Annotated in this window: 10 protein-coding genes; 1 reads left to right on the top strand and 9 read right to left on the bottom strand. The window is 32.6% G+C overall.

Going from position 1 to position 12864, the window contains the following annotated elements; translation table 11 throughout:
* Window positions 1–35: 35 nt before the first annotated feature.
* The 3 genes from EM932_RS07495 to EM932_RS07505 all read right to left on the bottom strand — a co-directional run bounded on the left by EM932_RS07495 (window position 36) and on the right by EM932_RS07505 (window position 2879).
* Window positions 36–455 (bottom strand): BLUF domain-containing protein, encoded by a 420-nt coding sequence (locus EM932_RS07495; RefSeq protein WP_135876565.1) that lies wholly within the window; start codon window positions 453–455, stop codon window positions 36–38.
* Between the two features lie 371 nt (window positions 456–826).
* Window positions 827–1690: a sigma-70 family RNA polymerase sigma factor gene (locus EM932_RS07500; RefSeq protein WP_034041378.1), complete on the bottom strand. Its 864-nt coding sequence runs from the start codon at window positions 1688–1690 to the stop codon at window positions 827–829.
* A gap of 220 nt (window positions 1691–1910) precedes the next feature.
* A complete protein-coding gene (locus EM932_RS07505) occupies window positions 1911–2879 on the bottom strand; it encodes a helix-turn-helix domain-containing protein (RefSeq protein ID WP_135876566.1) in 969 nt (322 codons plus the stop codon).
* Between the two features lie 117 nt (window positions 2880–2996).
* Between EM932_RS07505 and EM932_RS07510 the strand changes: the two genes are divergently transcribed.
* Complete coding sequence (locus EM932_RS07510; RefSeq protein ID WP_135876567.1) at window positions 2997–3707, top strand: LA_2272 family surface repeat-containing protein; 711 nt, start codon at window positions 2997–2999, stop codon at window positions 3705–3707.
* Window positions 3708–3855: 148 nt separating this feature from the next.
* Here the strand turns inward: EM932_RS07510 and EM932_RS07515 are convergent, their stop codons facing one another.
* The 6 genes from EM932_RS07515 to EM932_RS07540 form a co-directional block, all read right to left on the bottom strand.
* A complete protein-coding gene (locus EM932_RS07515) occupies window positions 3856–5256 on the bottom strand; it encodes a glycosyltransferase (protein WP_135876568.1) in 1401 nt (466 codons plus the stop codon).
* Between the two features lie 296 nt (window positions 5257–5552).
* Window positions 5553–8456 carry a glycoside hydrolase family 2 protein gene (locus EM932_RS07520; protein WP_135876569.1) on the bottom strand — a complete coding sequence of 968 codons (2904 nt, stop codon included), beginning with the start codon at window positions 8454–8456 and terminating at the stop codon, window positions 5553–5555.
* Between the two features lie 92 nt (window positions 8457–8548).
* Window positions 8549–10804 (bottom strand): polyribonucleotide nucleotidyltransferase, encoded by a 2256-nt coding sequence (locus EM932_RS07525; protein WP_135876570.1) that lies wholly within the window; start codon window positions 10802–10804, stop codon window positions 8549–8551.
* Window positions 10805–11009: 205 nt separating this feature from the next.
* Complete coding sequence (rpsO, locus tag EM932_RS07530; RefSeq protein ID WP_135876689.1) at window positions 11010–11279, bottom strand: 30S ribosomal protein S15; 270 nt, start codon at window positions 11277–11279, stop codon at window positions 11010–11012.
* A 264-nt stretch (window positions 11280–11543) separates the two neighbouring features.
* Window positions 11544–11855 carry a hypothetical protein gene (locus EM932_RS07535; protein WP_135876571.1) on the bottom strand — a complete coding sequence of 104 codons (312 nt, stop codon included), beginning with the start codon at window positions 11853–11855 and terminating at the stop codon, window positions 11544–11546.
* Between the two features lie 21 nt (window positions 11856–11876).
* The gene (locus tag EM932_RS07540; RefSeq protein WP_135876572.1) at window positions 11877–12845 is read right to left on the bottom strand and encodes a sodium-dependent bicarbonate transport family permease; all 969 of its coding nucleotides are present in this window, start codon (window positions 12843–12845) and stop codon (window positions 11877–11879) included.
* Window positions 12846–12864 lie beyond the last annotated feature (19 nt).

Here is a 12864-nt window from a genome sequence, read left to right on the forward strand (position 1 = left end):
GAATTTAGTTTATTCGGCAAAAATAACTGTTTTACTTATTGTTTAGCTATTTTTTGCGTAATAAAATTTTCAACCATGTTAACAACTTTGTTGGCTAACTTATTATCTGCTTTTCTTAACCATTCAAGATATTCGTTAAGTTCATTTAGTTCTTTACTACTATCTACTATTGTAAATCCAAAATTATAGTCTTCGAAAATGCGTTGTTGCGTATTAATATCGATAACTTTAAAAAGATTCCTATGCCTTGTATCTAAACTTATTCTTTTAAAAGTATCATTTACGTTAGTTTCATTACCTTCAAGAACTTGTAAGAAGTTAGCATTGGAATATATCAATATACCTGTTATGTTAAACTTTAAATTATTCTTTTTCGCTTTTGAAAATAAATTTTTGAGAGTATTTAATGACTCTTCTTGACAAGAATCACTTATATAACATATTGTCTTTAGCATTTAAAAAAGGTTGATTCAATCTAAAATACAAAAAATAAAATAATGAGCTGATTGGAGCTTAATATTTACATAAAGAACTCGTTTAAACTTTTTCTATTTCCTAAAAAATGGCTGAAATTCACCCATATTTTGTTACTTTTCTTATGCGTAGCTCTGCTATACCTTGCAAAAAGTGCCTCATCTGAATAAATTTCATCTCATTTTCGGTTAAAAACAAAAAGTTTAAACGAGTTCAAAATATAAATGCCTTAAACAAGTAAATAGAAATAAAAAACGAACCCCCGGTAATCAGCCGAGGGTTCTTTCATCAATCAAAAAACGAACAGTTATGTGTAACTGTTTGTTGTCGTAATTTAGTCGTAAAAAAATTACTAACCTAAATATGTTTTTAATATTTTACTTCTGGAAGTATGCTTAAGTCTTCTAATCGCTTTTTCTTTTATTTGTCTCACACGCTCACGTGTTAAATCAAATGTTTCACCAATTTCTTCTAAAGTCATTGGATGTTGGTTTCCTAAACCAAAGTATAAACGAATGACGTCTGCTTCACGAGGTGTAAGAGTTTCTAAAGCACGCTCAATCTCAGTACGTAAAGACTCATGTAATAGTTCTCTATCTGGATTTGGTGATTCACCACTATTAAGTACATCGTATAGATTTGAATCTTCACCTTCAACTAAAGGGGCATCCATACTTACGTGGCGACCAGAGTTTTTCATAGACTCTTTAACATCATTAATAGTCATGTCTAATTCCTTAGCAATTTCTTCTGCACTAGGCGGACGTTCATGACTTTGCTCAAGAAAAGCAAATGTTTTATTAATTTTATTAATAGATCCAATTTTGTTTAATGGTAAACGTACAATACGAGATTGTTCAGCCAATGCTTGTAAAATCGATTGACGAATCCACCAAACAGCGTATGATATAAATTTAAAACCACGTGTTTCATCAAAACGTTGTGCTGCTTTAATTAAACCTAAATTACCTTCATTAATTAAATCTGGTAATGTTAAACCTTGGTTTTGATATTGTTTTGCTACCGATACAACGAAACGTAAATTAGCTTTTGTCAACTTCTCTAAAGCTATTTGATCTCCAGCTTTAATGCGTTGTGCTAATTCTACTTCCTCGTCAGCTGTAATTAAATCAACCTTTCCTATTTCCTGTAGATATTTATCTAACGAAGCGGTTTCTCTATTAGTAACCTGCTTCGTAATTTTAAGTTGTCTCATCTAAAGTTCTCCTGTGATTTTTAATTGAATATTTGGGCATTCATTAGTTATACGTATATGTGTCGTATAATGTTACAAAAATTTTCAAATTATTTTTTGGATTCATTATTTAGACCCCAAAAGTTTAAAAAGGTCACATTGGCTCCTTATATATTATTAATAAGAGCGACAACACGTTATATTTTTTTTAAATAAATGAAAAAAGGATAGTATTGCTATTTCACTCAAAATCTAAAAGTTTAGCAGCCTCAATTAAATTATGCAAAGCATCAATTTTTGAATAGATTTTATTAAAAAAAGTATTTCGCTCTTTTTCACCAGTTGTATTTAGCAGCTTAGAATTTTGTAATTGTTTATTTAAAAAAATATCAGCTTCATTACAAGTATGTTTATCTGCTGTTTTATAATAAGATAATAAGGTAAATGGAACATAAAGCATTTGAGCTTCTGGAGTGCTAACTAAAACATTATTATTCATTAAATGCAGCTCATTATAATACAGTTTAAACTCTAGGTTTTTATTAATTAGTTTAATGGATATATCTTTAATTAGTTGTTTTAATAGTTTACAGAATTGTAAAGCAGTTTCTGTTTTTACCTGGCCAGCCTGGTGATAAAAGTGAATTTGTTTTAGTGTACTATTAACAGAAGTAATATCCCATATCTCAATAGTATTCAAATTATAATATAGGCTGCCTAATCTTTTTCCAGCTTCTATTAAAGAAGTGTTTGGTGCAAAGTTTTCAAAGCTTTTAGTGGCTAGTTTTGGATTTAATAATTTAAGCCAAACATAATATTTAAACTGACTTAGTTTATCTCCATTTAAATTATAAAATAAAGGAATGTCTTTTGCCGAATATAAAATACGACTCTCCTTTTGTTTTAACAGTGGGTAAAGAGAATCGTAAGAGTCATTAAAGTATTGTTGAAGCTGAGTTTCTGTTTCAATATGTTTTGTCTTTTCAATAGCCACAAACTCTGTGTTTGTGATTTCAAACAGCCGGTCTAAGGATATGTTATAATACTTGGCTAAAACAATAGTTTCCTCAATAGAGAATTTACTTTTTAAACTCACACGTCTATGTGCCGCATCATAGCTAATATCTAAAGCTGTAGAAATAGCTTCAATGGTCGAGGTATTTTTTGGTAATTCCTGTTTTAAATTTTGGAGAAAGACTGATTGATACATGTTCAAATGTATTCATTAATTTGTGATAATCACAAATAACAATACGAAGTTTTGCATTTTAAGTGATTTGATATGTGATTATAACAATAATTTTGAATTGAATTTAAAACTACAATTATGAAAAAATTAGTATGCATTATTACTATATTATTAGTTAATTTAAATGTTACAGGTCAAAACGATTCAATTGTAAATCGAAAATTAAGATTTCCCATTTGGACCACTCATAGTAAGAACACTGATATAGTAGGGGTGTCTTTTGGTGCTTTTCCAACGGATTATAATGATAAAGACAAGCTCACTAGAACATTTGGGGTTCGAATTGAAGCCTTTCCATTATCTCCCTTTTATTTTCTTGCTCCAAGAACGCCTCTCTCTACAAATGAAATTGCTTATAAAAAATATATGGAGGGCACTGGTATAACACAACAAATTTATGGTTTGAATATTTCGACTGGAACTTTTGAAGGTATTGACTCCTATGGTATTTCTTTAACAGGTTTTATGCATTATAGTAGAAAGAATAATGGTATTGCTATGGCAGGACTGACTAATTCTATAGAAAGAGCAAATGGAATTATAGCTAGTTTTGGAGGAAATGAAGTTTATCAAGGTAATGGCCTTATGATTACAACGGTTTGGGGTAATGCCGCAAAACATTTTAGTGGCATTCAAATTTCGGCAGAGAATTATATATTGGAAAAGGGTAGAGGTTTACAAATAGGTGTTTTTAACAAAGCAAAAAACTTTAGAGGCCTTCAATTGGGGTTATGGAATAAAAATGACAAACGTTCTTTTCCAATAATTAATTGGCAATTTAAAAGCTGAAAAACAACACCCTGGGAGCGGTTTTTAAAATGCCTGATACTTTGTTTGAAATAACAGATATTAATTAATCTAGAAATTACATATAACATTAAGATTACTTTTTTAGAGCGTCTCTTAATAACTAATTATCAAATCGAAACCTAGATTTTTAATTATTTTTTTCTGATAAACCACGTGTTAACCAACCTCTTTTGTTAGCAGTTACAATGGCATAAGGTGTAATCCAAAACAAACCAAATGTGTATAAAATACTGTATGTGTATGCCCAAAAAGACTCTTTTATTTTATATCTATTCGCATAAAATATTACTGGAAATGTAGATAATACCAGTATGCTTAGAAATGTTGAGCTTAAAAATAATATGGGGTGTGTAATCACGAAAAATAACATGAATATTAAGAAAGGATAAGCCATTATTATTTTTAATGATTGGCTTAAAAATAGAAAGCGTGTACCAATTTTAGAGCCTTCCCTAAAATTTTTAAATACGTATTTATACATTTCTATATTCTCACGAACATTACTTCTTCCCCATCTAATAAACATTTTGTATAAGCCACGATATTTTTCTGGTACGTTGGTAAATGCATAAGCATTTCTTTGGAATAGTACACTGTAGCCTTGTTTCAAGATCATGTTTGTCATGGCTCTATCTTCACCAATATCTGAAGGTTGCCCCATAAAAGTTTGGTTAATCCATTCAGGAAGGCAGGCAAAAACGGCTTCACTTCTATAAGCAGCCAAAGCCCCAGGAGTACACAATACAGAGTTTAAACTACTTTCTGCTGAGCGTACAAACTCAAAACTCAAAACAAAACTTACATCTAACATTTTAGGCAATAGAGATGTTTCTTTATTCAATACACGAATATTACCAGCGACTGCTCCACATTTTTTATTGGTAATAAATGGGCTAACTAAATTCCTTAGCGTATCTGGTTTTACAATAGAATCGCTGTCTACGGTTACAAAAATGTCCCCTGTTCCTTGATTAAAGCCTCTATAAAGAGCATGGCGTTTTCCCTTGTTTTTTGGTTGTTGATAAATTTCCAACCGGTCACCTAACTGTTTTTTGGCCTCTAACATCCATTCCCAGGTATCGTCTAAACTCCCATCATCAATTGCCAGTAATTGTAATTTTTCTTCAGGATAATCGCTCTCTGTTAAGCTCATTAAAGTATCCCAAACTTGTTTACCCTCGTTATAGGCTGGTACAATTACAGTACATGTTGGTAATTGGTCGTTGGATACGGATGTAATATGCTTATATTTAAAATAATGATATAAGCTATAGAAGAAGAAACTGCCTTTAAATAAAAATAGTAAAGCTGAGACTATCATAAATGAAAACCCTAATGCAGAACGCATACGTCCTGCATTGAACTGGATGTAATCTTCCTTTAAGACAAAGCCTAAATACACGGCATCAATCATAAGTAAAAAAGTGCATGTTAAAACCAAAATACCCCAAATGTCTGATTTTTTAAGAGATAAAATATAATTTTTCAATGTTCTTAATAGTTCAGAAGCTATCTTTTTGGTTTTCATAAATTTTTATTTTTGATTATGGCATTACTCTTTTTACGTAGTAAAAATGATTTCAGATTCTTTTTAATATTTATTTAATAAATTGAATGGAATTATTATTTAATACAGGGTGAATCTTAAAATCTTGTTAATAAGAAAAAGTCTTTAGATACCTATTAAAATAGCCCCAACCGATTATAATCGATTGAGGGATTTTAGTAATAGCTTGAGAAATTAATTCTACTTTCTTGTCTTCTAAAAGTTATTATTTCGAAAGTGAAATAGGTGAGCTTTAAGGTTAATTCGTGTTTTAGTTACTAATCATTTATAGGATGAATTTCATAGATAACTTCAGTTCCTTTAAGTCCTTCAGATTGCGCCTTAACTTTAATAGTATCTGCTTCGAAATTAGATTTAATTGCTACTCGAATTAAACCGCCCTCTGCTTGTAATTCTAAATCACCAGGCGTATGATAATGTAGCAATTTTTCTGGGGTTACATAAAAATTATAAGATCCTCTATAAGTTGCTGAGCCCTCTACACTAAATTGAATATTATTAGTTGAATTAACACACAGATTTTCGTTTTGGTCAAGAATACGTGCTGTAATAATTGCAGTATCGGTACCATTTGCTTTTATAGTAAAAGTGCCTCCGTTGGGTTTGGTTAAGTTTGGTTCTACAATAAGTTCTATACGATGTGGTTTACCTGCTGTGGTTCGTATATCAGAACAAACCTCTTTACCATTAGCGTCTAACCCTACTGCTTTTAAAGTACCAGCTGCCCATTTAATATTTTCCCATGTACATTTTTTTGAATCTTTTTCGGGATGACGTTTATCCAAGCTTTGTCCATTTAAAAATAATTCTACTTCATTACAATTGCTCCATGCACTAACGGTTTGAATTCCGGATAAATTCCAACTGGTTTGTAGTGCGACTCCCGGTTGAGTCTCAAAAGGTATCCAAAGTGCTTTTTTATATACATTGTATTTTAATTTAGGAATGCGGTTGCCATCCATGGCAGACGATCCTAATGATTTTTGTTTGCTCATACCATTAAGATAGGTTGTATAGCCTTCCCCTTGAGTTTCTGCAAGCATCCAATCTATCCAACCACATGCACGATCATTTTTATCTCTTAAATAATTGTTTACAAAATAATCAGTGAATGTGACTTCATTTTCAAAATCATGTCGTGCTATATTCCAGCTTATACCACCCCAATTGGCGCCATACACTTCTGTATTTAAAGTAGGTGACCCTTCTATTTTTCTATATCTGTTTGTGTAGCCTACCATAACTCTAAGCGAATCTGGCCAATTGGAAGGATACCCATCACGGTTATGTATAATTCGAGAATTTAACGAATCTAATTTTTGAGCTATTTTATAAGTATTGTATGCATGATATACGTCCCCTTTTTTAGGTAATCCATTATTAGACTCCCACACAGCAATTGAAGGATGATTTCTAAAAGCTGTTATCATCTCTTGATCGTATTCTGCTTTATAAGTTTTAGCAGGTTCACCTTTCAATACCCATTCATTATCGCCACTATTTTGGAAAATCATGATTCCATAAACATCACAAGCATCCACCATTGTTTTTGTAGCAGGTACATGTCCTACACGTAATGTATTTCCTCCACTAGCTGCAATTAACTGTATGTCTTTCCATTGTAATTCATCAGGAATGGCAGAGCCCAGAGCTGGATAAATATTGCGATGCCCGAAGCCTTGCATAAAATGTTTTTTATTATTTACATAGCAATAATTTTCATCCCAGGTTATGGTACGAATACCAACTTTGTCTTCACGTTTATCAATAAGGTTTTTTCCTTTATATATTTTAGTCTGTAAAGTATATAAATAGGGGGTGCCATGCGGACTATTATTAGGAAACCATAAAGTAGGGTTGGTAATAGTTTGTTTGAAATCAAATACTGCCGTGTTATTAGCCAATATGTCTTTTTCTGCACTGTCTTCTTTTACTAATTCATTTTTGGAATTATAAAGTTCTGTTACCAGGGTAATAGACTCATTTATAGAACTATTATTTTCGACATTGGTTATAATTCTGATGTCTGCAGACTCACTTGATACGTTAGTCGTTGCTATATAATTACCCCAATTATGGCCTGGAGCACTAGCATTAACGGGAATATGGACAGGGTTAACTTCATGAAGAAATACAGGGCTTACAATACCGCCCCAACCCATACCAAAGCCTTCGTAAATACCAAATCCCGGATTGGTAAAGAAACCATCTGTTTCATTTGAAACTCTTACAGCAATGATATTTTCAGCTCCAAATACTAATTTTGACGTAATATTTAAGGCAAAGGGAAGAAACCCGCCTACATGAGTCACTTCATCTGTTTGCTTAACAGCTGTATTGCCTTTTATAAACTGACCATTTACATAAATTGCGGCTCCTACATTTACGCCTTGAAATTCAAGTATGAAATTTTTATCTTTTTGTGCTTCTGATAAAAAAAGATGTTTGCGATACCATACTTCTCCTCTCCACATATACGAATCGGTAGAATTGAGATAAGTGTCATTATCGTTAAAACAATGTGGAATACCTACTGATTGCCAATTGGAGTCATCAAAGTCTGCAGTAGCAAAATTTTTGGTTGTGGATGTTGTTTTTAATAGCTCAATTTGAGGTTCTTCAATAATAATTTTATTGGCCCAACGGTTTTTTGTTACTAAATGACTAATTCGGATAGCTTGAAAATTATTACCGATTTTGGTATTGAAGTAAACACCTTTTTGCTTGTTGATTAAACCAACTGTATCGCCAGTCTCATCTACCGTTGCAAATGACTTAGGGGTTGCAATTTTACTATTAATTAAGTGATCACTAATAACCTCCCAGCTTCCGTCTGTTTTTTGTCCTTCTAATAAGTAAAATATTTGAACTATTTTATTATTCGTAAAACTCACTTTTAAATTAGATTCACTCATTTCTTCTTTTAAATTGAAATGAACCTTATAGCCCTCTTCGTCTTCTTTTTTTAGATCAATATTGAGGTCTGATGTGAAATTTTTGATATTTAAACTATCAACTTTATGGTATTTCCAAGGTGTTTCACCCAGATTAGTTGTTTTGTTTGGAGTGTCACTGTTAGTATTTTGACATCGTACAAAAAGAAAGTTTATCAATAATAAAAAGGCTATTGAGCTTAGTGTTTTTTTAGGTAATAAGGACATTTTATATATTAAAAAATAGTAGGCTTAAATATAATAAAAAAACCCTCTCAAATTTACATTAAGAGGGTTTGAATTTATAGATTTAAAAGATATTAATCTTCTTTCTTATCTTCTCTAGGTTTTCTGTCGTCACGACGATTATCACGTCCGCGATTATCTCTACCTCTATTATCACGTCTGTTATCTCGACCATTATTTTCTCTTGGTGGTCTTGCTACATAACCTTCTGGTTTTGGTAAAATAGCTTTACGAGATACTTTTTCTTTACGTGTTCTGGAATCAATTCCAAAGTATTTCACATCAAAAACATCTCCCATGTTTACAACATCAGATACATTTTCTGTACGTTCCCAAGCTAATTCACTTACGTGTAATAATACTTCATTTCCTGGTGCATCCATATATTCTACAACAGCACCAAAATCAAGCATTTTAATAACTTTTACTTCGTAAACACTACCAACTTCCGGTTTAAACATTAAAGAATCTATTTTTGCTAATACAGCATCAATACCTTCTTGCCCAGTTCCAAGGATTTCAACAATACCCTCTTCTGTTACAGGATCTTCGTTTATAACGATAGTTGTATTGGTTTCTTTTTGCAATTCTTGAATTACTTTTCCACCAGGTCCAATTAAAGCGCCGATAAATTCATTTGGAATTGTACGAGTTACCATTTTAGGAGCATGAGATTTCACATCATCATTAGGTGCCGAAATGGTATCTGTTAACTTTTCTAGGATATGCAAACGTCCATCACGTGCTTGTTTTAGTGCGTTTACAAGAATCTCATAAGATAATCCTTTTACTTTAATATCCATTTGGCAAGCTGTAATACCATCTGCAGTACCTGTAACTTTAAAATCCATATCTCCTAAGTGATCTTCATCCCCTAAGATGTCAGATAAAACGGCATACTTTCCAGAATCTGCATCAGAAATTAACCCCATAGCAATACCGGAAACAGGTTTCTTTAATTGTACACCTGCATCCATAAGTGCCATAGTTCCAGAACAAACGGTTGCCATAGAAGACGAGCCGTTACTTTCTAATACTTCAGACACCACACGAACCGTGTAAGGACAATCTTCAGGAACCATACCTTTTAAAGCACGTTGTGCTAAGTTACCATGTCCAACCTCTCTACGTGATGTTCCACGAATAGGTCTTGCTTCACCCGTTGAGAAAGGAGGGAAGTTATAGTGTAAATAGAAACGCTCTTCACCTTCAAAAGATGGCATATCTATTTGGTTGGCTTCTCTGGAAGTTCCTAAAGTAACTGTAGCCAGCGCTTGAGTTTCTCCACGTGTAAAGATGGCTGAACCATGTGTTGATGGTAAATAATCTACCTCGCACCAAATTGGTCTAATTTCATCAGTCTTACGACCATCTAAACGTAAACCTTCGTTTAATGTTAAATCACGAACAGCTGCTTTTTCTGCTTTACTATAATATTTAGAGACTAAACCTCCAATATCTTCTAATTCTTCTTCAGAGAAGGTTGCTTTTATTTCTTCTTTAATTTCTGCAAAGGCAGCACCTCTTTCATGTTTAGAAGATCCTGCTTTTGCTACGGCATATACTTTATCGTATGCCATATCGTGAATTTTTTGAGCTAAATCTGCATCTTCACGTTCTGGTTCGTACTCACGAGTTTCTTTTTTACCAAACGCTTCAGCTAATTTTAACTGGGCAGCACACTGTATTTTAATAGCTTCATGAGCAAACTTGATAGCTTCAGTCATTTCTTCTTCAGAAATTTCATCCATCTCACCTTCAACCATCATTACTGAGTCCGCAGAAGCACCAATCATCATATCGATGTCAGATTCTTCTAATTGAGCTCTAGTTGGGTTGATGATAAATTCACCGTTTACACGACCAACTCTAGCCTCAGAAATAGCACACTCAAAAGGAAAGTCAGATAACATGATTGCAGCCGAAGCAGCTAATCCTGCCATAGCATCAGGCATAACTTCATCGTCATGAGACATTAACTGAATCATCACTTGTGTTTCACTGTGATAATCTTTTGGGAATAACGGACGTAAAACACGGTCTACAAGACGCATTGTTAATACTTCTCCATCACTTGGTCTTGCTTCTCTTTTAAAGAAACCTCCTGGATAACGTCCAGCCGCAGCAAATTTTTCTCTATAATCAACTGTTAACGGTAAGAAATCTACATCTGCTTGTTTGTAGTTGGAAACAACTGTACACAAAAGCATACATTTTCCGGATTGCACCACAACGCTACCATGCGCTTGTTTTGCTAATTTTCCAGTTTCGATAGAAATTTCTCTACCCTCACCTAGGTCTATGACCTCTTTAAAAACTTTTGGAATCATAAATTTTTTTAATTCTAATTAAACAATGGTCGTTGTGTTGTTGTAGTGTTGTGGACCAATGAAAAACTATATATCCTGAATTCTTTCAGGATCTGCTTAATCATAAAATGCGTAATTTATACTCTTACGTTTGAGTTATATTATTTGCCAATTTTATCTTAATAGTGGCATAAAAACAAAAAAGAGGCTGATAAGCCTCTTTTAATTATTTTCTTAATCCTAATTCTTTTACTATCGCACGATATCTTAAGATATCCTTCTTAGTTAAGTAATCTAGTAAAGCACGACGCTTTCCTACTAGTTTTACTAATGAACGCTCTGTGTTAAAATCTTTACGATTATTTTTTAAGTGTTCTGTTAAGTGATTAATTCTGTAAGTAAACAATGCAATTTGCCCTTCTGCAGAACCTGTGTCTTTTGCACCTTTACCGTGTTTTTTAAAGATGGCTTCTTTTTCTTTTTGATCTAAGTACATGCTAATATTATTGTAAATAATTGTTATGTAAACGAAAGTTTCTCTTTCGATCGGCAAATATAGTAATTTTAAATGATTTACAAGATTTTCTATTGTAAAGAAAAAGATTAAGTAACAAATATGTTTTTAACTGGTATATACTATTTGATTTCCTAAAATTAAGAAAAGGAAAATAAAACTAAAAAGCCCATCAAATAACAAGTTGATGGGCTTTCTAACTAACTAACTAACTAACTAACTCAAAAAAACTAACTATTAACTAACTCATTCTTTTACTTTTATTGTTACGGTGCTTTCTATTTCCAACTTTTTACCATTTAATCTGGCATCGGTTAAAAATGATTTAGTATCATGCTTTGAATCAATAAGTTCAACTATTCTACTGCTATCATATTCGCATGCGTCATTTACATTTCCTTCTGTTCGAGATAACCTTTGTATTTTGTGAAAGTTAATTTTCACGTCTAGAATGTTGTTTATTATATCTGCTGCTTCTGATGGTGTGAAGTTGCCATCAATAAGTTTAATTTTCTGTTCTAATTTTGAATCGATTGGAGTTTTTAATGATGTTTCCATAATGTAGTTTTAAATTTATTTTTAATTAAAATTTTGAATTATATATAAGTAAAAAGGCATTCCCAAGGTTATGTTGAAAGGGAATGTGATCGCTAATGCCATAGGTATATATAGGCTGGGGCTCGCTTTAGGTGCTGCTATTTTCATCGCTGCTGGTACCGCAATATATGAGGCACTAGCCGCGAGAATTGCAAATAATAATCTGTTACCGATATCAGAAATAAATGCGCCGCTTATAATGGCAACTAGTAAGCCATTTATAATTGGTATAACGATGGCGAATAGTAAGGCAAACTTTCCTTTTTTTATGAATTCTGAAAGTTTTTTTCCGCTAGTTATTCCCATATCTAGTAAAAAAACAGCCAGAAATCCTTTGAAAATATCTGTGGTAAATGGCTTGATACCTTGTGCTTGAACATCACTGGCTAAAAAACCAACCATTAAACTTCCAACTATGAGTAAGACACTACCGTTAAATAAGGCATGACGTAGCGTTGTTTTTAAAGGGATATCGGATTTTCTTTTATTACCTTTAAAAATCATAATTAAAAAAAGGCCTACCATAATAGAAGGGGCTTCCATTAGGGCCATGACAGCAACCATGTGACCGCTGAAGGGGATGTGCTCTATTTCTAAGAAAGATATAGCGGTCACGAAAGTTACTGCGCTAACCGATCCGTATGATGCAGCTATCGCACCAGCATTTTCAATGCTAAATTTTTTTCTAAGGATAAAATATGTGTAAACTGGAACGGCAACTGCCAAAAAAATGCCAAATAATAAAGACCAAATAATTTCCATGCTAAAATCGCTATGAGATAGTTCTTGCCCTCCTTTAAAACCTATCGCTAGTAATAAATAGAGAGATATGAACTTCGACGAATTTTCCGGTATTTTGAGATCGCTCTTTAATTGGACCGCAATAATACCTAGAAAAAAGAAAAGTAATGCAGGATTAGTAAGGTTGTCTATAAGTAAATGTAAATCCATAAAAGATTTTATTGTAATT

Origin of the sequence: Flavivirga rizhaonensis (assembly GCF_004791695.1) — a bacterium.
GTDB lineage: Bacteria > Bacteroidota > Bacteroidia > Flavobacteriales > Flavobacteriaceae > Flavivirga > Flavivirga rizhaonensis.

Excerpts from the sequence above, each read along its gene's own strand:
- EM932_RS07495 (WP_135876565.1), bottom strand. The coding sequence starts at position 455 with ATGCTAAAGACAATATGTTATATAAGTGATTCTTGTCAAGAAGAGTCA.
- EM932_RS07500 (WP_034041378.1), bottom strand. The coding sequence starts at position 1,690 with ATGAGACAACTTAAAATTACGAAGCAGGTTACTAATAGAGAAACCGCT.
- EM932_RS07505 (WP_135876566.1), bottom strand. The coding sequence starts at position 2,879 with ATGTATCAATCAGTCTTTCTCCAAAATTTAAAACAGGAATTACCAAAA.
- EM932_RS07510 (WP_135876567.1), top strand. The coding sequence starts at position 2,997 with ATGAAAAAATTAGTATGCATTATTACTATATTATTAGTTAATTTAAAT.
- EM932_RS07515 (WP_135876568.1), bottom strand. The coding sequence starts at position 5,256 with ATGAAAACCAAAAAGATAGCTTCTGAACTATTAAGAACATTGAAAAAT.
- EM932_RS07520 (WP_135876569.1), bottom strand. The coding sequence starts at position 8,456 with ATGTCCTTATTACCTAAAAAAACACTAAGCTCAATAGCCTTTTTATTA.
- EM932_RS07525 (WP_135876570.1), bottom strand. The coding sequence starts at position 10,804 with ATGATTCCAAAAGTTTTTAAAGAGGTCATAGACCTAGGTGAGGGTAGA.
- rpsO (WP_135876689.1), bottom strand. The coding sequence starts at position 11,279 with ATGTACTTAGATCAAAAAGAAAAAGAAGCCATCTTTAAAAAACACGGT.
- EM932_RS07535 (WP_135876571.1), bottom strand. The coding sequence starts at position 11,855 with ATGGAAACATCATTAAAAACTCCAATCGATTCAAAATTAGAACAGAAA.
- EM932_RS07540 (WP_135876572.1), bottom strand. The coding sequence starts at position 12,845 with ATGGATTTACATTTACTTATAGACAACCTTACTAATCCTGCATTACTT.